Raw genomic sequence first — 18,506 nt, 5'->3', positions numbered from 1 at the left:
AAACAACAAAGCCCCGACAGATGGCTGCCGGGGCTTTGGGAAGTGGTGGCGGGGGCGAGATTTGAACTCGCGACCTTCGGGTTATGAGCCCGACGAGCTACCAGACTGCTCTACCCCGCGTCGACCTCTTAACCATACCAGTCGATGTGCCTAGTAATGCCGCTCAGTCGAAGCGCAGCTCGCCGATCACTTCCAGGCGCAGATGGGGGGCTGGGATCAAGAAACGAGTGCGCAGCTCTTCAAGAGCTATCGGTGTTAGCCAGTCGAGCTGCTCGAGCAGGTGCAGGGCTACGGCTTGCTTGGCTCGGGCGGAGCCGTCTTCCACCTTGATCGCCACCCCCATGCCTTCGCCGACGCGGCTGAGGCACTGGATGCCTTCAGCTCCGCCCTTGCTCACCACCTGGCCGTGGCCGCCGCGCATCAGTTCGGTGTCAAAGCGCCCCTCGCCGGCCACTAGTTCGGGGTGGGCCAACATCGCCCGGCTGAGGCGCTCCAGATCGGCCTGGCTGCCGGCGCCCAGATGGGCGTAGAGCAGGGCCATCTGGGCCAGTTGCAGCTGCAGGGTGGGGGCGCCGCAGTCGTCGCGGGCGGTGAGCAGCTCGGCGGCGGGCAGGGCGAGCAGATCGCCCACGCGCTTAAGCACCTCCTGCTGCAGAGGATGCTCTTTTTGTAGGTAGCTCTCGGTGCTCCAGTTCAGCTGCCGGCAAGTGGCCAGGAAGGCGGCGTGCTTGCCGGAACAGTTGTGCTCCAGGGGGCTTTTGCCGCAGTCCGGCACGGGGCATTGCAGCTGCTCGGCCTCGATTTCAGCGCCCCATAGCAGCTTGAAGGCCTCGCGGGCGTGCATGGCCGTGCCGGTGTGGCTGGCGCAGGCGATCGCCAGGCCCCGCTCGCCGCAGTTGCAGTGGTCGGCGGCGCCACTGCTCACAAACACCGTGGCCTGAAAGGGCTTTAGGGCAGAGCGCACAAAGCTCAGCTGCTGGGGATCGCCCGCCCGCATCAATACCCGGCCGCGCCCGTCGCAAACCACCGCGTGCACCCGGTGGCGCGATTCGACGATGCCGTTGCGCAGCAGCCGCACCTCCAGGGGAGGGACGCCCCCGCGGGCGGTGCCACCGAAACTGGAGGACAGGGTCACTAGAGCCCAGGAGCTGATCTAAAGAGCCTGACAGAGGCTGGCCCCCACCAGGGCCAGGATTACCGCCAGGGCTGCGCCCTGCTGCAGCCGCCGCAGCACCGGCTGCACCTGGTGCTGGGCCACCAGTAGGTCTTGCTGGCGCCAGGCCAGGGGCTTCTCCCACACCTGGCCGTCGTACCACCCCGATTCCTCGTATTCGACTCGCTCGGAGACCAGGCGGCGGTGCACGTAATTCCAGCCAAGCCACTGGCGCACGAGCAGCAGCATCGGCAGCGCCACTGCAGCCACCATGCCCGCCAGCACCAGCTGGGCCGGGTGGTGGCGCAATACCCAGCTGCCACTGGCCACCAGTATGGAAACGGGCAGCAGCAATAGCCAGCTGGTGGCTAAGGGACGCAACAGACCTGGCAGGTCGTGGGACGGCCAAACAAAGAACCAGGAGGCCAGCAACTGCTCGTACTCCTGCAGGGGCCGTTGCTCGGGCGGCACCGGGCACGGCATGGCGTTCAGGGAGAAACTGCTGGGGTTGAGCTTACGAAGCGCACCTGTTCGCCGTGGCCCCAGAAGGATTCGAGGTCGTAGTAGGTGCGCTCACTGGGGGTGAGCACATGCACGATCACTTCGCCGTAGTCGAGCAGCATCCAGCGGCCCTCCTTCTGGCCTTCGCGCCTTAGGGGCAGCCGGCCGGTGATCTCCTCGATCTGATCCTCAGCCGAGCGGGCGATGGCGCGCACCTGCACGTCGGAGAGGCCGCTGCAGATCACAAACCAATCGGCCAACGAAGACACCTCGTCAACGCGAATCAGACGAATGTCCACGGCCTTGCGGTCGTCACAGGCTTCTGCCGCCAGCTTGGCCAGCTGCTCGCTGTCGAGCTCCTGGTGGGTCGTGGACCTGCCAGCGGGGGAATCAGCCATAGACGTTCTCACTGGTGACGGATTGACGCGAGCCCTGTTGCTGGGCCATTTCGGCCCGGGCCTTGCCGGCACTCTTGCGCAGTGCCTCGAGCCGGTCTTCGTAGAAGGCGCGCTTCTTTTTCTTGCGGGTCTGCTCCACCAGCTCCTTGAGGGCGCCGCCCAAGCTCTTGTAGGCATTGGGCAGGGTGTAACCGAAGCGGGTGGCCAGGTCGATGGCCCGCTCATCGGCGGCGATGGCATCCTGCAGCCGCTTTTCGGTGTTGTTTTTGAGGTAGAGGCGGTAGCCGGCAAAGCCGGACAGGCCCAGGGCCATCACCAGCAGCAGGCCGTCCTGCACCCACAGCTCACCGATGGCGCCACCCAGGCCGATCGCCAGGGCCGCCATCTCCCAACCGTCGCGGGGCACCGCATCGTTCTGAACGCGGCCCACCTCGTGCCAAAACAGCAGGTTGCGATGGTCTATCGCCAGCCCGTCCCAGGTTTCCAGGTCGACCTGAATTTCGACTTCATCGCGGCCGATCTCTTCGATGGTGATCAGGGGCGGCTCCACCGAGGCGGCCGCTTCCACAAACACCCAGCTCTGCAATTCAGGTGGCAGCAGCCCTTTCAGGCGCTGGAGCTCACTCATCTGGGGCTTCCGCGTTATCAATCACGTTAGCGATTCCAGCCGCAGCTGCTGCCAGGGGGGCGTGAGAGGCTAGGCAGGTTTGGCTTGCCCACGCCCTATGCCCCGCCGCACGGACCTCAGGCGCATCCTGCTGCTGGGCTCGGGGCCGATTGTGATCGGCCAGGCCTGTGAATTCGATTATTCCGGCACCCAGGCCTGTAAAGCCTTGCGGGCCGAAGGTTTTGAGGTGGTGTTGGTGAATTCCAACCCGGCTTCGATCATGACCGATCCGGACATGGCGGATCGCACCTACATCGAGCCGCTCACCCCCGAGGTGGTGGCTCGGGTGATTGAGATCGAGCAGCCCGATGCCCTGCTGCCCACGATGGGCGGTCAGACCGCCCTCAACCTGGCGGTAGCCCTGGCTGAAAACGGCACCCTGGATAAGCACGGGGTGGAGCTGATCGGCGCCAACCTGCAGGCGATTCGCAAGGCGGAAGATCGGCTGCTTTTTAAGGAGGCGATGGAGCGGATCGGCGTGGCGGTGTGTCCCTCCGGCATCGCCAACACCCTGGAGGAGGCGGAGCGGGTGGGCGAGGTCATCGGCAGCTACCCCCGCATCATCCGGCCGGCCTTCACCCTGGGCGGCAGCGGCGGGGGCATCGCCTACAACCCCGAGGAGTTCCGCGCCTTCTGCAAAAGCGGCCTGGAGGCCAGCCCCGTCTCCCAGATCCTGGTGGAGCAGTCGCTGCTGGGCTGGAAGGAATTCGAGCTGGAGGTGATGCGCGACAGCGCCGACAACGTGGTGATCGTTTGCAGCATTGAAAACCTCGATCCGATGGGGGTGCATACCGGTGATTCGATCACCGTGGCGCCGGCCCAAACCCTCACCGACCGCGAATACCAGCGGCTGCGCGACCAGTCGATCGCGATCATCCGCGAGATCGGCGTGGATACGGGCGGCAGCAATATTCAATTTGCGATCAACCCCGTCAATGGCGACGTGGTGGTGATCGAGATGAATCCGCGCGTATCGCGCAGCTCGGCGCTGGCATCGAAGGCCACCGGCTTTCCGATCGCCAAGATCGCCGCCCGCCTGGCGGTGGGTTACACCCTCGATGAAATCCTCAACGACATCACCGGTGCCACGCCGGCTTGCTTCGAACCCACGATCGATTACGTGGTCACGAAGATTCCCCGCTTCGCCTTTGAGAAGTTTCGCGGCAGCCCCGCTTTGCTCACAACTTCGATGAAGTCGGTGGGCGAGGCGATGGCTATCGGCCGCTGCTTTGAGGAGTCGTTCCAAAAGGCGTTGCGCTCCTTGGAAACGGGCCACGCCGGCTGGGGTTGCGACCGCCCCGATGCCGCAAGTGACCCCACGCTTGCCCCCGATCCCACCGCCTTGGAGCGGGCCCTGCGCACCGCCACCCCGGAGCGCATTTTCGCCGTGCGCGAGGCGATGCTCGCCGGCCGCAGCGACGACGAGATCCACCAGCTCAGCGCCATCGATCCCTGGTTTTTGGCCAAGCTGCGCTGCATCCTCAAGGCTGAGCAGCGGCTGCTGCGGGGCCGCCAGCTCGAGCAACTCGATGCCGCCGCCCTGCTGGAGCTCAAGCAGCTGGGCTTCTCCGATCGCCAGATCGCCTGGGCCACCGGCAGCGATGAACTCACGGTGCGGCGCCACCGTCAGGGGTTGGGCATTAATGCCGTGTTTAAAACCGTCGACACCTGCGCGGCGGAGTTTGCCTCCAGCACCCCGTATCACTACTCCACCTATGAGCGGCCGCTGGAGCGGCTCAACGCCGCTGGTGAGCTCGAGATCGTGCCGCCTGAAAATGAGGTGCAGCCCGAGAGCCGCCGCAAGGTGATGATCCTGGGCGGTGGGCCAAACCGCATCGGCCAGGGGATTGAATTCGACTACTGCTGCGTGCACGCCTCCTTTGCCCTGCAGGCGGAAGGCTTCGCCACCGTGATGGTGAACAGCAATCCGGAGACGGTGTCAACCGATTACGACACCTCCGACCGGCTCTACTTCGAGCCGCTCACCCTCGAAGACGTGCTCAACGTGATTGAGGTGGAGCATCCCGAGGGGGTGATCGTGCAGTTTGGTGGCCAGACGCCGCTGAAGCTGGCGATTCCGCTGCTGCACTGGCTGGCCTCCCCCGAGGGCCTGGCCACCGGCAGCCGCATCTGGGGCACTTCGCCTGAATCGATTGATGCGGCCGAAGACCGGGAGCAATTTGAAGCGATCCTGCGCCGGCTGGAGATCCGCCAGCCCCGCAATGGCCTGGCCCGCAGTGAGGCCGAGGCCCGGGCCATCGCCGCGCGCGTGGGCTATCCAGTGGTTGTGCGCCCCAGCTACGTGCTGGGTGGGCGCGCCATGGAGGTCGTCTACGACGAAGCCGAGCTCAACCGCTACATGGTGGAAGCGGTGCAGGTGGAGCCCGACCACCCGGTGCTGATCGACCAATACCTCGATAACGCCATAGAGGTGGATGTGGATGCCCTTTGCGATCGGGAGGGGGTGGTGCTGATCGGCGGTGTGATGGAGCACATCGAACCGGCCGGGATCCATTCGGGTGATTCGGCCTGCTGGCTGCCTTCCGTGAGCCTGAGCGAGGCAGCCCTGGCCACGATCCGCGCTTGGAGCCGGGCCCTGGCCCTGGCCCTCGGGGTGCGTGGCCTGATCAACCTGCAGTTTGCGGTGCAAATCGACCCTGAGCTGGGCGAGCGGGTATTCATCATCGAGGCAAATCCCCGGGCCTCCCGCACCGTGCCCTTTGTGGCTAAGGCCACCGGCGTGCCCCTGGCCAAGGTGGCCAGTCAGCTGATGGCCGGCCGCACCCTGGCGGAGCTGGGGCTCACGGCCGAACCGATCCCGCCTCTGCAAACGGTGAAGGAGGCGGTGCTGCCCTTCAAGCGCTTCCCAGGTTCCGACACCTTGCTTGGCCCTGAAATGCGCAGCACCGGCGAGGTGATGGGCATCGCCAGCAGCGCCGGCATGGCCTATGCCAAGGCCGAGCTAGCCGCCGGCGAGGCCCTGCCCACCAACGGTACGGTATTTCTCTCCACCCACGACCGCGATAAACCGGCCCTGCTGCCCGTGGCTGAGCGGCTGGTGGGGCTGGGCTTTGCCCTGATCGCCACCGGTGGCACCGCCGAGGCCCTTAGGGCCGCTGGCCTGCAGGTGGAATCCATCCTCAAGGTGCATGAGGGCCGGCCCAATATTGAAGATGCGATCCGCTCGGCCCGCATTCAGCTGATCATCAACACGCCGATCGGCCGCCAGGCTGCCCACGACGACAAATACCTGCGCCGGGCCGCCCTCGACTACGCAGTGCCGACGGTGACAACCCTGGCCGGGGCCCGGGCCGCTGTCGAGGCGATCACAGCGCTGCAGCAGCAGACCGTTGAGGTGCATGCCCTGCAGGACATCCACCCCGGACCCACTCGTTAGGGTTGGGGGCCCGCTAGATCCCGCCTTGACAGCCAGCACCCAAGTCAGCAACCAGATCACCTCAGGCAGCGACTGCACGGCGGTTTTCCGGGCCGCCTATGAAAATCGCTACACCTGGGAGCCGGATTTCGGTGGCTATCAGGGCCGCTGTATCTGGGAGCAAGCCGGTGATGCGGGCGAGGACGGTAAGCGGGTCGAGGGAACTTTCGTGGTGGGCGCCGACCTCAAGGCCACGGTTGATGGCGTCGCCGATGAGGAGATTCACAAGGCCCTAGCCTCCCAACTGTGGGAGGTGGCGATTCACCGGGTGCGGCGCAGCTTTGAGCAAACCCACGGCGCCAACACCTTCAGCGCCGGCGACACCGACGCGGTGGGCACTGAGGTGATCGTGGGCGGCAAAAACCAAGGCGATCGCTATCGCATCAAGGCAAATGTGGTGACGATGGTGCATCGCCACATCCACGGCACCGTGGTGACGATCTTCACCGAGAGCACAACAGATACCGGCAGCGGCTACCTGAGCCGCAGTTACACCAGCCAGTACGCCGATCCGGCAACCGGCGCAGCCAAGGGCGGCATCAGCCGTTTCACCGACACCTTTGTACCCCTGGCTCGGGTGGGCCCCTGGGTGCTGAGCGAGCGAGTGGTTGAGACCGCTGCCCATGGCGACACGCCGGCTGGCCGCCAGGTGTTTCGTTTCGAGGATCTTGCGCCCTTGGCTTAGACCAAGAGGCCGCTGCTAGGCAAGATGCAGCCATGTTTTCTCTTTGGATTGGTGCCTACGACCAGGGCTTGGCCTATGCCGGCCTGGCCCTAGGCACCTACATGACGCTGCGCGTCCTCAATTTCCCAGACCTCACGGTGGACGGCTCTTTTGCCTTGGGAGGTGGCACCGCTGCCGTGCTGATCAGCCAGGGCGCCCCGGTGCCGGTGGCCTTGGGGCTGGCGATCTTATTTGGCTGCCTGGCGGGCACCGTGACCGGCCTGATCCACACCCGCTTGGGTGTGAATGATCTGTTTGCCGGCATCCTCACTACCACGGGCCTTTATTCGATCACCCTGCGGCTGATGGGGCGCTCCAACATCCCCCTGTCTGAAACCCCAGCTGGAATCTTGGCCCTGCCCGACCTGGGCCTGGGCCTGGATGGTCAGTGGGCTGTGGGATTAACCCTGGCGACGCTTGGGATGATCCTGCTGATCTCCTTCTTGCTGGCCACCGATTTCGGCCTGTCTTTGCGCGCCCTGGGCAACAACCCCACCATGGCCCGCGCCAACGGCATCAACCAGCGCCGAGGGCTCACGGTGGGCATTGCTGCTGCCAATGGTCTGGTGGCCCTGGCCGGGGCGCTGGTTGCTATCTATCAGGGCTTTGCCGACGTGACCATGGGCATCGGCTCGCTGATCCTGGGACTAGGCATGGTGATCATTGGCGAAGCGGTGCTGCGGCCCCGCTCCCTGCCCTGGGCCCTGCTGGCGGTGTCGGTGGGGGCGATTTTGTTCCGCACCATGATCGCCATCGCCCTGCAGTTGGGCCTCGAACCGGTAGATCTCAAGCTGGCAACGGCCCTGCTGCTGCTGCTTGCCCTGGCCTTTGGACGGCTGCGCATACCGGGTCTTTCGGCAGACCAGGGGAGGCAGGAGCAATGAGTTCGGCTCCTGGTCTGAGCGCCCCGGGTCTCAGTGTTGAACAGCTCAGCTGGGGCCATCCCCTGCCGGGATCGGGCTGGCGGCAATTATTCAGCGGTTTCTCGCTGAGCTGCCCCCCCGGCCAGTTTCTGGTGGTGATAGGCAGCAACGGCTCCGGCAAAAGCACCCTGCTCAATATGGTGGCTGGCACCCAGCGCCACAGCGCTGGCCGTATCCACCTGGGCGGCCGTCCCCTGCACCGCCTGCGAGATCACCAGCGGGCCCGCTGGATCGGCCGGGTGATGCAAAACCCTCTGGAGGGCACATGTCCGGGGCTGACCGTGGCTGAAAACCTGCGGCTGGCGGAGCGGCGCAACAGGCCCGTCCTGATTAATGGAGGCTTCCTGATTGGTGCCTTTGGTGGCATCCATCCCAATGGGGGCGACCGCAGGCGCTACCGAGAGCTGCTGGGCGAGCTGGGCTTGCCCCTGGCCGACCGGCTCGATGAACCGGTGGGTCAGCTTTCCGGAGGCCAGCGCCAGACCCTCAGCCTGGTGATGGCAACCCTGGGCTCACCAGATCTGCTGCTGCTCGATGAGCACACCGCTGCCCTTGACCCCCGGGCCGAAGCAACGGTGCTGGCGCTCACCGACAGGTTGGTTCGTCAGCTGGGCACTACCGCCTTGATGGTGACCCACAGCCTCGAGCAGGCCCTGAGCCACGGCGACAGGCTGGTGATGCTCCATGAAGGCGGCTTGATCGGCGACTGGAATGCTGCCGAGCGTGAACATCTCGACCCGGCCGCATTGCGGGCGATGTATGGCGCCGCCATAGTTGCGCCGCAGTCTTCCAGTGCCACAGATGGGTCTTCAGCGTCGTGAATTTCTGAGCCTGGTAGGGGCCGGCGCTGTGAGCACGGTGGTGCTCTCCGCCTGCGGCAAGCTCGGCGGTGGCGCCAAGGTGAAAGGACCCACCATCGGCATGCTGCAGCTGGTGGAAGCCCCGCCTCCGACCAATACCCGCAAGGGCTTTGAAGCGGCCCTGGCAGAAGCTGGCTACATCCCCGGCAAAACCGTCAATTTCATCCAGAAGGATGCCGCCGGCGAGATGCCCAACACCACCTTGGTGATGAAGCAGTTTGTGGGGGATCAAGTGGATATGGTTTTGGCTGTGGGCACGCCGCCCCTGCAGGCCGCCATGAAGGCGGTGCCTGAGACAACCCCAGTGATCTTCTGCTACTGCTCCAACCCCTGGGGAGCCGGTGCCGGCACCCCCCCTGGTGGCGTGGGTCAGCACAAGCCAAATGTGGTTGGCACGATCGGCACCAATCCGGTGGGCAAGGAGCTTGATTTGGCACGCCAAATCAACCCTGAGCTCAAAACCGTGGGCCTGATCTTCAACCCCGGCGAGCCCAACTCCGAATACGAGGCCAAGGTGCTCAAGGAGGAGGCGGCCAAACGCAACATCACCGTGGTGGAGCAGTCGGTGGCCAACTCCGGCGAAGTGCTGCAGGCCGCCCAAGTGCTGGCCGACAAGAAGGTGGAGGCCTTCGTGAAGATCGGCGATTACGCCACGATTCAGGGCTTCGGCTCGATTGCCAAGGTGGGCCTCGAGAAGAAGATCCCGGTGTATTCGGTGGATGCCGACGACATCAAGCTGCCCGGCTGCCTGGCCACGATCGGCTGGGCCTACTTCGATGACGGCTACGCCGCAGGCAAGCTGGCGGTGCGGGTATTGAAGGGAGAATCGCCGGTCAAGATGGCCTTCGAGCCCCTCACCAAAACGGAGTTGATGGTGAACAAAGCCACCGCCGCAGCGATCGGGGTAACCCTGCCAGAGGAGCTGATTAAGGAAGCTCAGAAGGTGGTGAGCTAACGCCTACCCACCACCATCAGATCACCCCTCTTTTCAGGGAAGGGGGGTGATGTTTTGCAGCTTGTCGTTGAGCTGGCTTGCCATAGCTTGGCGGCCAACGGCAAGCACTTTCAGGGTGTCTTCATGCATGCGTAGCTGGGCATCAGCTACTTGCATGCCACGCACCAGCTCCTTCATCTCATCAGGCAAGCCGTTGAGGTCGTAGCGCTTGCCCTCGAAGGTGAGCACGGGCGGCTGGTTGTCGGATTGCTGGGCGACGTTGTCCACGAGTGGCAAAAAATCTTCAGCCCTCAGGATACGGGTGGCAGGCCACCCGGTCGCTTGAAGAAAAACATCAGCAGCGGGCCCACCTGGGCTGCTTCCACCATCTCCCAGTTTTCTTTGCCGAGGGCATTGAGAAAAAACTGCAGCTGTTCAGCTGGGTGGCGTGGTTTGGTAGCTGCGGCGTCGTATTGCTGCGGGAATTCCTTCTTAAGAAACTCCGGGCTCAGGGCGCCGCCGAGCCGCTCACTATCTGCCTTGGGTGAGGGAGGACCCGGCGGATTGCCGCTCTCCACGTTGATGTGGATCACCCGGTATTCCCAAGACATCAGGCTTGCAGATGAATGAATTGGCGCTCGCAGAGCTCGCGGTAGCGACCCGCCTGCGCCATCAGCTCATTGTGACTGCCCTGTTCGACGATGCGACCGCCATCGAGTACCAGGATTCTGTCTGCACCCTGCACGGTGGCTAGCCGGTGGGCAATCACCAGCACGGTGCGGCCCGCCATCGCCTGCTCCAGGCCCCGCTGCACCGCCTCCTCCGCTTCGGCATCGAGGGCGCTGGTGGCTTCATCCAGCAGCAGCACCGCCGGGTTGCCCAGCACGGCGCGGGCAATGGCCAGCCGTTGCAGCTGGCCGCCAGAGAAGTTGCTGCCCCTCTCTTCGATGCGGCTGGCGTAGCCCTGGGGCAGGGCCTCGATGAAGCCGGCGGCGTTGGCGAGGCTGGCGGCCTGGCGGATGGCGGCTTCGCTGGCGGGGCGGCCGAAGGCAATCGCTTCAGCCACCGTGCCAGAAAACACACTGCTTTGTTGGGGCACCAGGGCTATGGCGCGGCGCAGCTCCCGCGCCCGCAGGTCGGCTAGGTCGTGGCCATCAAGCAGCACCCGGCCCTGCTGGGCGGTGTTGAAGCGCAGTAGCAGGGAAAACAGGGTGCTTTTGCCGGCGCCGGAGGGACCCACTAAGGCCACCACCTGGCCTGGCCGCACCTGCAGATCCAGGTCGTGCAGCACCGCTTGGGTGGGGTTGTAGCCGAAGCGCACCTGCTCGAGCACCAGCTCGCCGCGCACGCTGCCGAGGGGCTGGGCTGTGGCCCGGTCTGGAGCCTCCACCGGTTCGGCCTCGATCGCCCGCAGTCGCCGCAGCGAGGCCTGGCCCTGCTGAAACTCGTTGAAGTTGGTGGTGAGGTGGGAGATCGGGTCGATCAACATCAGCAAGGCCGCCACGTAGCTGCTGAAGCCCTGGCTGTTGAGGCCGCCGGCCTGAATCCGGGCGGCGCCGAGCAGCAGCACGGTGAGGATGCCGGCAGCTTCCAGAAAGCCCACCACCGGGTGCTGCAGGGCCAGCAGCTTGAGGGTGCGGTAGCGGGCCCGGCGGTGCAGGTCGATTTCGGTGTCGAAGCGCTGCTGCAGCCAGGGCTCGGCCGCGAAGGCGCGCACCAGGGGCAGGCCGCCGATCGCTTCGCCCAGCAGGCCCGCCAGCTCGCTCACCTGCTTCTGGCTGCGTTCGGCGGCGGCCATTACCCGGGCGCCAAAGCTGCTCACAAGCAGCACCACCACCGGCGCCAGCAGCAGGGTGGCCAGGGCTAGGGGCCAATCGAGCCACACCATGTAGCCGAGCACCACCCCCAGCTGCAGGGCGCTGGGGGTGGTGTCTTGGATGGTTTTGTAGATCACTTCGCCCACCCGGTCGGCGTCTTCAGTGAGGCGATAGGTGAGGTCGCCGGCGGAGAGCTTCTCGAGGGCGCCGAATTCCAGCCGTTGCAGTCGGGCAAACAGGCCTCGCCTCAACTCCTGGCTCACCCGCAGGGCGGGCCCTGCCAGCAAGGTGTCCTGGCCGAACTGGGCCGCCTTCTGCACCAAAAACAGCCCCAGGGCCGCGGCGATCGTGCGCAGCACCACCGGGAAGTTGCCAGCGCCGATGGCCGGAATCAGCTGGCCCGCCAGCCAGGCCAGCAGCGGCCAGCAGGCCACATAGAGCAGCATGCACAGCCCACCTGCCAGCAGGCGCCGGCGGTGGGGTCTCAGCAGCGGCCAGAGTTGTCGAAAGCCGGCCGGCGCGGGTGCAAGCATGCGCTAACGCTATCGCTGCTCCCCCAAGCCGCCCCTTGAAACTCGATCAATTCCTCAAATATCAAGGCCTGGCGGGCACCGGCGGTGAAGCCAAGCTGCGCATTCAACGCGGTGATGTGCGGGTGAATGGCGCCATCGAAACTCGCCGCGGTCGTCAGTTGGCCCCCGGTGATGCGGTCGAGATCGACGGCCGTGAGCTGCTGTTTATGGGGACCAGGCCGCCGGCCCATTAGGTTTTCCTGACAGTGCTGGAGAGGGCCGATGCGTAAGGCCGTGATCGCGGGTAATTGGAAGATGCACATGACCTGCGCTGAGACGCGGGTTTTTGCGGCCACGTTTCGGCCGCTGATTGCCGACTCCCCAGACGATCGGGAGGTGGTGATCGCTCCGCCTTTCACCTCGATTCCCACGCTCTGCCGCCACCTGGAGGGTGCTGGTGTGAAGTTTGCTGGGCAAAACGTGCACTGGGAAGACCAGGGGGCCTACACGGGCATGATCTCGGCGCCGATGCTGCTGGAGCACGGGGTGAGCTACGCCATCGTTGGCCACAGTGAGCCGCGCAAGTACTACAGCGAAAGCGATGAGCAGATCAACCTGCGCGCCCGCAATGCCCAACGCCATGGCTTGATCCCGATCCTGTGCGTGGGCGAAAGCCTCGACCAGCGGGAATCCAATGAAACCGAGCGGGTGATCCACCGCCAGATCGAACAGGGCCTTGAGGATGTGGATCCCACCCAGGTGGTGGTGGCCTACGAGCCGATCTGGGCGATTGGCACCGGCAAGACCTGCGCCGCTGAGGAGGCCAACCGCATCTGCGGCCTGATCCGGGGCTGGGTGGGTAACCCCGGCGTCACGGTTCAATACGGCGGCTCGGTGAACCCTGCCACCATCGACGATCTGATGGCCCAGAGCGACATCGACGGCGTCTTGGTGGGTGGGGCTTCCCTCGATCCGGTGAGCTTTGCCCGCATCGTCAACTACGGCCGCTGAGACTGGCTCCCTGAGACTGGCCCCCCGTGATCGATCAACCCCGTTTTGCCTGGGGCGAGCGCACCGCAGTGATGGGGGTGCTGAACCTCACCCCCGACTCCTTCAGCGACGGCGGCCGCCTCGCCAGCGTGGCGCAGGCGGTCCGCGCCGCTGGGCGGATGCTGGCCCAGGGAGCCGATGTGTTGGATCTTGGCGCCCAGAGCACCAGGCCTGGCGCCGAGGAGGTGGGCCCGGAGCGGGAGCTGGAGCGGCTGCTGCCCGCTCTTACTGCCATTCGTGCGGCCCATCCAGGCGCCCTGCTTTCGATCGACACCTTCCATGGGGCGGTGGCAGAGGCGGCCTTAGCGGTGGGCGCCGACTGGATCAACGACGTCAGCGGCGGCCGGCGGGATCCGGCCCTGCTGCGTTTGGTGGCGTCTGCCGGCTGCCCCCTGGTGTTGATGCACAGCCGCGGCGATAGCCGCAGCATGAACTCCCTTGCCCACTACGGCGATGTGGTGGCGGAGGTGCGGGCTGGCCTGCTGGCTGCCACTGAAATGGCTCTGGCGGCGGGGGTGCGCCCGCTGCAGCTGATCTGGGATCCGGGGTTGGGCTTCGCCAAGGACACCGACCACAACCTGGATCTGCTCCGGGGCCTAGGCACCCTGGCGACGGAAGGCTTTCCCCTACTGGTGGGGCCTTCACGCAAGCGCTTCATCGGCGCGGTGCTGAACGAGCCCAGGCCCCGTGCCCGGCTATGGGGCACGGCGGCGGTGTGCAGCAAGGCGATTGCCCAGGGGGCCCGCATCTTGCGAGTGCACGACGTTGGACCCATCGTGCAGGTAGCCCGGATGGCCGATGCGCTTTTGCCCGCTTAGCCGGCCTGGTAATCGATCTGGCCCTTCTCGTTGACTTTGGCCAGCGAGAAGAAGCGGGCGGTGGTGGGGGAGATAAAGCCGAGCTCAGCCAGCAATTCACCGACCCGGCCGCCCTTGCTGCGTTGCAAGTCGAGGGCTTGATCAAGTTGCTCGCTTGTGATGCAACCCGTTTCCACCAGGCGCTCACCCAGCCGCTTCTCATTGAAGCCCTGCTCATCGAACAGGGCGGGGTTGAGTAGCAGATCCAGCATCTGGGGCGGCACCTGCAAGTTGAGCCGTAGGAATTCGCCGAAGCGCTGGGTTTCAGCGAAGGGGCGATACTCCTCTAGCAGCTGCTCCAGCTCTTCGATGTCGAGCACGCCGGCCTGTACCAGCTTGTTGCCGAGGGTTTGGCGCTTGAAGCTGGTGTCGGTGCTGGCGGCAGCATTGAGATCGCCTTCCACCACCAGAGGCGCCTGGAAAGCCTCAATAACCCAAGGGTCGCTGCCCAGGAAGCCAAATAGCTCGCGTGGGTTGAGGGTGAGGCTGCCGAGACTTTCTTCGATCAGCTCTTCAAGAAAGGCCACCTCGGTAGTGGGACCAATCACCTGAAACGGCAGGCGGGCACTATTGCCATTGGCAACAAGCTCCAATTGGACTTGCTCCGAACTCAGACGGAACCGGTACATAGCTCAGCTCTGAACGGGTACTGCGCGGGGAGGCGTAGTTCTTTCAAAATCAATCTAGCCGGCTACTGCCAGAATAAATTTAGGAAATTGTCTGGATTTTCCTGACGATTAGACCAAAACGAGCGTAGTGAACTTAGTTTTGGCCTGATTGCAGCGTCGATTTGACTCATACCGTAGAGGCCAGAGAGCCGCACCGATCCTTCTGGCATGCCCTGGCGCAGGCCCCAAGCCTGCTGATCAACTGGATCCAGGATGGCTGGCGCACCAGTAGGGAGCTGATCGAAGAGCTGGTGAACCACCGCTTTTTCCAGTCCCTTGGCGAGGTTGATTGGAGTAAGTATCAGCTTGGTCCCATTTTGATCGCCTCGGTGCTGATCAACCTGCTGGAACTGGCATCCCCTCTCTACATAAATATCGTTTACACGTCGGTTTTACCGAGTGGCTCGATGTCGAGCCTGGTGGTTATGACGGTGGCCGTGGTGCTTTTGATGGTGCTGGGCGGCTGGCTCAAAACGGTCCGGCTCGGTTTCACCGGTGGTGACGGCGCCCGGCTAGAGCACCAGCGGCGCCTTGAGGGGCTGGCGCACTTCTCCCAGATGCGCCTGAGCGATTACCTGAGGGTTCCGCCCGCCACCCACCTGGAGCGGCTTAACAGCATCAACCTGCTGCGCGATGAGAGTGCCCTGCAGTCGCTCACCACGGCGATCGACCTGGTGTTCTCGCTGCTGTTTGTGCTGGTGCTGTTCCTGATTGCGGGCAGCGTGGGCATCGTGGCCGTGATCGCCATCGTGATCTACCTGCTGCGGGCCCTGGCCTTCGCTCGCGACTACGAGGGGATCAGCAAGCAGCGCGACCGGCTGGAGCTGGAGCGGCTCAGCTACCAAACCAAGCTGATGGGCTCGATCGACCTGATTAAGTCGAATGGCCTGGGCCGGCAGTTTTTGGTGGGCAACGAGCAGCGCCAGGAGGAGCTGGCCTGGCAGCGCATGGTGAACAACAACTTCAGCGGCAAATATCAAGCCTTCGGTTCACTCATGAGCCAGCTCACCTTTGCGGGCATCGTCACCTGGGGTGCCCTGCTGGTGATCCAGGGAAGGCTGCTGGTGGGTGCCCTAGCCGCAGCCCTGCTGCTGGCGGGCAAGATTCTCAACCCCTGGCAGCAGGCCATGGGCCTGTGGAACAGCTACCGCCGCCTGGCCCACTCCCGCGATGAATACGACGCCCTGATGGCCACACCGGTGGAAGCTGAAGGGGGCGACAAAAAACTGGCCCTGAGCGCCGATGGTGCCCTCAGCCTGGCGATCGATGGCCAGCCCTTGGCGGTGGTTCCCAATGGTTCGGTGGCCCTGCTGCGCGACCAGCAATTTGGCGCCAGCGCCCGCCACCTATTTATGGCCCTGATCCAGATCGAGCCCGATCCTCGTTTGCAGCTCAACGGCCTGCCGGTTGCCAGCTACCACCGCGATGCCCTGCGCGACTGCATCAGCTACGTGGATCCCTCGCGCCAGTTTTTTGAGGGCACCCTGCTGCAAAACATCACCAGCTATCAGCCGCGCCGCTACCAGCGCCGAGCCCTGTTCTGGGCTTTCCTCACCGGCTTGGACACCAAGGTGCGGGGGTTGCCCCAGGGCTACAACACGGCGATGGGCACTTCCGTGCCCTCGGGGCTGTCCCGCGATGCCCAGCAGCTGTTCCAGGTGGTAACCGCCTTAGCTAGCTCACCCCAGCTGCTGCTGCTGGATCTGAGCGATTGCTCCTATGGCAAGGAATTCATCGACGGCCTGCAACGCATCCTGGGCCGCACCAAGGGACGCACGACCGTGCTGATCAGTGGCGCCGGGCGGGTGCTCGGTTCGGTTAGTGACCAGCAAATCGATATGCCGGCCCTGGGACGGGAGGTGCTCGCATGACTATTTCTGCTTCCCGCGCCATGTTGCTGCGCGATCTAACCCTCAGCGCCGAAGCGCCGATGGCCTTCTGCGTGCGGCTGCTGCTGCAGCAGATGCTGTGGACTGGCCGCCCCGATGAGCTGTTTGAGCTGATCGGCAGCGATCCGCGCCAGATGGATCTGGTGGATGCCCGCAACCTGCTGCTGCGGCTTGGCTACGGCAGCCGCATTGAGGGGCTGGAGAGCTGGAACCAGCTCAATCCCCAGCGGCTGCCTGCCCTGTATGTGGGGCCCGACAACGTGCCCTTCGTGCTGTCGCGCACCAGCAAGGGCGACCTTGTGGCCGGCAATGTCAATGGCCGCGTTGAGCTATACAGCCTGCCGACCGGCGGCAAGCTGGTGTTTCTGCAGGACAAGGGCAGCACCGAGCGGGTGACCCTGCTGCAGCAAATCCTCTACCGCTTCACCAACCGGATCTCGGTGCTTTACGGCATCAGCTTTGTCCTGGCCCTGCTGGCCATGACCCTGCCCTTCTACATCCGGGCGATCTACAACGTTTCAATCCCGAGCACCAGCGTGCTCTCCACCTTCTGGATCTTCCTGGGGGTGGTGCTGCTGTTTGTGCTGGATTGGATCCTGCGCCAGTGGCGCACCACCTTGCTCTCCCAACTATCGGGTCGGCTCGATGCCCTGCTGGGAGTGAATTTGGTGGAGAAGCTATTTGGCCTCGACTTCCGCCAGATCGAGACCCTGGGCCAGCACGGCCTCACCAACCGGCTGCGCAATCTTGACGGCCTGCTGGCCTACCTGCAGGGTCCCCTGGCCCTGGCCTGCCTGGATTTCCCCTTTGTGGTGATCTACCTGGGCGCCATCGCCGTGATCGCTGGCCCGCTGGTGTTTGTGCCGCTGGTGCTGATGGTGCTGAGCGGCCTGCTGGTGTGGCTGCTTTCGCGCTACTACACCGGTGCCTCCGAGCTCAATTTGGCCACGGGCATTGGCATCACCCAAGCCCAGCAGGAGCTGGTGAATCGCTTCCTGGAAGTGAAGCTGGCGAACGTGGAGTGGGTGTGGCTGCAGCGGCTTAGGGGCCTGTCGGCCCAGAGCACCAGCAGTGGCCTCACGATCAACCGCCAGGTGGGCCGGCTGCAGGTGCTCGTTAGCACCACCTCCCAGCTCGCGAGTGTGCTCACCTTGGCCATTGGCGTCTGGATGGCCTATTCGAGCGATCAGGGCCCGGCGGCCATGGGCAACTTGATTGCCGCCATGTTCTTTGTGTTCAGGGTGTTTACGCCGTTTCAGCAGCTGATGAACGCTTTGCTGCGCTTCGATTCGATGCGCAAGCAATACGGGCAGCTGGATCAATTCTTCAAGCTGCGTAGCAGCAATCGTTCTGCCGGTGCGTTAGTTGGTGCGCCGCGGATGCGCGGCTCGATCCTGCTCGATTCAGCTGCCTGCCGTTTGGGCAGCGAGGGTGCCCTGGTGATCACCCGGGTGTCGCTTTCGGTGGCGCCGGGCGAACTGCTGGCAATCACGGGCAATGCCGGCTGCGGCAAGAGCACGGTGCTGCGGGTTGTCGACCAGCTCTATCCGCTGGTGAGCGGCACCCTGCTGTTTGACGGCAAGGACTACCGCCAGTTCAGCGCCGAGGCGATCCAGCGCAACATCGCCTACCTGATGCCCCAGAGCGAGCTGCTGCCCGGCACGATCTGGAGCAACCTCACGGCCATGAACCCAGACGCCACCGTGGCTGGGGTGCGCCAGATTTGCGCCAGCCTGGGCCTGCTTGCTTTCCTCGATGGCTTGCCGGATGGCTTCGAAACGCCGCTCACCGATGAGGTTGCCTATCAGCTGCCCAATGGGGTGCGCCGGTTGATGGCCCTGGCCCAGGCCCTGATCAAGGACACGCCGATCCTGTTGATCGATGACATCAGCCAGGGCCTGGCCCCGGATCAGTTCCAGGCGGTGCTGGAGGCCCTGCCCTCGCTGCGCCGTTGCACCTTCAGCGGTCAGGACCGCAGCATCATCCTGGCCACCGACAACAAGTTGCTGCTGGAGAAGGCAGATCGCCTCTGCATACTTGATAAAGGCGTCACCTCGTTCCAGGGCACGGCTGAGGAGCTGCGAGCGCGTATGCAACAGACACCAGCCTGATTTCCC

The 18,506-nt window shown here is 64.4% G+C and carries 18 protein-coding genes and 1 tRNA gene; 10 read left to right on the top strand and 9 right to left on the bottom strand.

Annotated elements, in window-relative coordinates:
• Nucleotides 1-43: 43 nt before the first annotated feature.
• The 5 genes from U9970_RS08150 to U9970_RS08130 form a co-directional block, all read right to left on the bottom strand.
• Nucleotides 44-120, bottom strand: a tRNA-Met gene (locus U9970_RS08150).
• Nucleotides 121-163: 43 nt separating this feature from the next.
• Nucleotides 164-1,135: an asparaginase gene (locus tag U9970_RS08145; protein ID WP_254930077.1), complete on the bottom strand. Its 972-nt coding sequence runs from the start codon at nt 1,133-1,135 to the stop codon at nt 164-166.
• Between the two features lie 18 nt (nt 1,136-1,153).
• Complete coding sequence (locus U9970_RS08140; protein WP_273329807.1) at nt 1,154-1,636, bottom strand: CGLD27 family protein; 483 nt, start codon at nt 1,634-1,636, stop codon at nt 1,154-1,156.
• A 5-nt stretch (nt 1,637-1,641) separates the two neighbouring features.
• A complete protein-coding gene (gene rsfS / locus U9970_RS08135; RefSeq protein ID WP_322763810.1) occupies nt 1,642-2,052 on the bottom strand; it encodes a ribosome silencing factor in 411 nt (136 codons plus the stop codon).
• Nucleotides 2,045-2,680: a DUF3318 domain-containing protein gene (locus U9970_RS08130; protein WP_322763809.1), complete on the bottom strand. Its 636-nt coding sequence runs from the start codon at nt 2,678-2,680 to the stop codon at nt 2,045-2,047. The genes rsfS and U9970_RS08130 overlap by 8 nt, the downstream gene beginning before the upstream one ends.
• A 97-nt stretch (nt 2,681-2,777) precedes the next feature.
• Here U9970_RS08130 and carB point away from each other — a divergent pair, with 97 nt between their 5' ends.
• From carB to U9970_RS08105, 5 genes are read left to right on the top strand one after another with little or no spacing between them, the layout of a single operon-like run.
• On the top strand, nt 2,778-6,116 hold the full coding sequence (gene carB / locus U9970_RS08125) for a carbamoyl-phosphate synthase large subunit (protein WP_322763808.1): 3,339 nt from the start codon (nt 2,778-2,780) through the stop codon (nt 6,114-6,116).
• Nucleotides 6,117-6,141: 25 nt separating this feature from the next.
• Nucleotides 6,142-6,840, top strand: coding sequence for a DUF3386 domain-containing protein (locus tag U9970_RS08120; RefSeq protein WP_322763807.1), 699 nt, complete (start codon nt 6,142-6,144; stop codon nt 6,838-6,840).
• A 32-nt stretch (nt 6,841-6,872) separates the two neighbouring features.
• Nucleotides 6,873-7,763 carry an ABC transporter permease gene (locus tag U9970_RS08115; RefSeq protein WP_322763806.1) on the top strand — a complete coding sequence of 297 codons (891 nt, stop codon included), beginning with the start codon at nt 6,873-6,875 and terminating at the stop codon, nt 7,761-7,763.
• The gene (locus U9970_RS08110; RefSeq protein ID WP_322763805.1) at nt 7,760-8,623 is read left to right on the top strand and encodes an ABC transporter ATP-binding protein; all 864 of its coding nucleotides are present in this window, start codon (nt 7,760-7,762) and stop codon (nt 8,621-8,623) included. The genes U9970_RS08115 and U9970_RS08110 overlap by 4 nt, the downstream gene beginning before the upstream one ends.
• Nucleotides 8,604-9,617, top strand: coding sequence for an ABC transporter substrate-binding protein (locus tag U9970_RS08105; protein WP_322763804.1), 1,014 nt, complete (start codon nt 8,604-8,606; stop codon nt 9,615-9,617). The genes U9970_RS08110 and U9970_RS08105 overlap by 20 nt, the downstream gene beginning before the upstream one ends.
• A 33-nt stretch (nt 9,618-9,650) precedes the next feature.
• Here U9970_RS08105 and U9970_RS08100 read toward each other — a convergent pair whose 3' ends face one another.
• The 3 genes from U9970_RS08100 to U9970_RS08090 are packed head-to-tail and all read right to left on the bottom strand — an operon-like array spanning nt 9,651 to nt 11,946.
• On the bottom strand, nt 9,651-9,893 hold the full coding sequence (locus U9970_RS08100; RefSeq protein ID WP_241518353.1) for a DUF6447 family protein: 243 nt from the start codon (nt 9,891-9,893) through the stop codon (nt 9,651-9,653).
• A gap of 14 nt (nt 9,894-9,907) precedes the next feature.
• Nucleotides 9,908-10,207 carry a hypothetical protein gene (locus U9970_RS08095; RefSeq protein WP_106632963.1) on the bottom strand — a complete coding sequence of 100 codons (300 nt, stop codon included), beginning with the start codon at nt 10,205-10,207 and terminating at the stop codon, nt 9,908-9,910.
• Complete coding sequence (locus U9970_RS08090) at nt 10,207-11,946, bottom strand: ABC transporter ATP-binding protein (RefSeq protein WP_322763803.1); 1,740 nt, start codon at nt 11,944-11,946, stop codon at nt 10,207-10,209. Before U9970_RS08090 ends, U9970_RS08095 begins: the two co-directional genes overlap by 1 nt.
• Nucleotides 11,947-11,981: 35 nt before the next feature.
• Here U9970_RS08090 and U9970_RS08085 point away from each other — a divergent pair, with 35 nt between their 5' ends.
• The 3 genes from U9970_RS08085 (at nt 11,982) to folP (ending at nt 13,793) form a co-directional block, all read left to right on the top strand.
• Nucleotides 11,982-12,179, top strand: coding sequence for an RNA-binding S4 domain-containing protein (locus U9970_RS08085; RefSeq protein WP_322763802.1), 198 nt, complete (start codon nt 11,982-11,984; stop codon nt 12,177-12,179).
• Between the two features lie 28 nt (nt 12,180-12,207).
• Nucleotides 12,208-12,936: a triose-phosphate isomerase gene (gene tpiA / locus U9970_RS08080; RefSeq protein ID WP_106632960.1), complete on the top strand. Its 729-nt coding sequence runs from the start codon at nt 12,208-12,210 to the stop codon at nt 12,934-12,936.
• Between the two features lie 71 nt (nt 12,937-13,007).
• Nucleotides 13,008-13,793 carry a dihydropteroate synthase gene (gene folP, locus U9970_RS08075; RefSeq protein ID WP_322766070.1) on the top strand — a complete coding sequence of 262 codons (786 nt, stop codon included), beginning with the start codon at nt 13,008-13,010 and terminating at the stop codon, nt 13,791-13,793.
• Here folP and U9970_RS08070 read toward each other — a convergent pair.
• Nucleotides 13,790-14,461, bottom strand: coding sequence for a hypothetical protein (locus U9970_RS08070; protein ID WP_322763801.1), 672 nt, complete (start codon nt 14,459-14,461; stop codon nt 13,790-13,792). The genes folP and U9970_RS08070 overlap by 4 nt on opposite strands.
• A gap of 161 nt (nt 14,462-14,622) precedes the next feature.
• On the opposite strand from U9970_RS08070, the gene U9970_RS08065 reads away from it, so the two are divergent.
• Both U9970_RS08065 and U9970_RS08060 read left to right on the top strand, forming a co-directional pair.
• On the top strand, nt 14,623-16,371 hold the full coding sequence (locus U9970_RS08065; protein ID WP_322763800.1) for an ABC transporter transmembrane domain-containing protein: 1,749 nt from the start codon (nt 14,623-14,625) through the stop codon (nt 16,369-16,371).
• Nucleotides 16,368-18,500 (top strand): ATP-binding cassette domain-containing protein, encoded by a 2,133-nt coding sequence (locus tag U9970_RS08060; protein ID WP_322763799.1) that lies wholly within the window; start codon nt 16,368-16,370, stop codon nt 18,498-18,500. Before U9970_RS08065 ends, U9970_RS08060 begins: the two co-directional genes overlap by 4 nt.
• The last annotated feature ends 6 nt before the right edge of the window (nt 18,501-18,506 follow it).

It is taken from the genome of Cyanobium usitatum str. Tous, from assembly GCF_963920485.1.
GTDB classification, from domain to species: domain Bacteria; phylum Cyanobacteriota; class Cyanobacteriia; order PCC-6307; family Cyanobiaceae; genus Cyanobium_A; species Cyanobium_A usitatum_A.
This window is presented reverse-complemented; position numbering and strand designations above follow the sequence as displayed.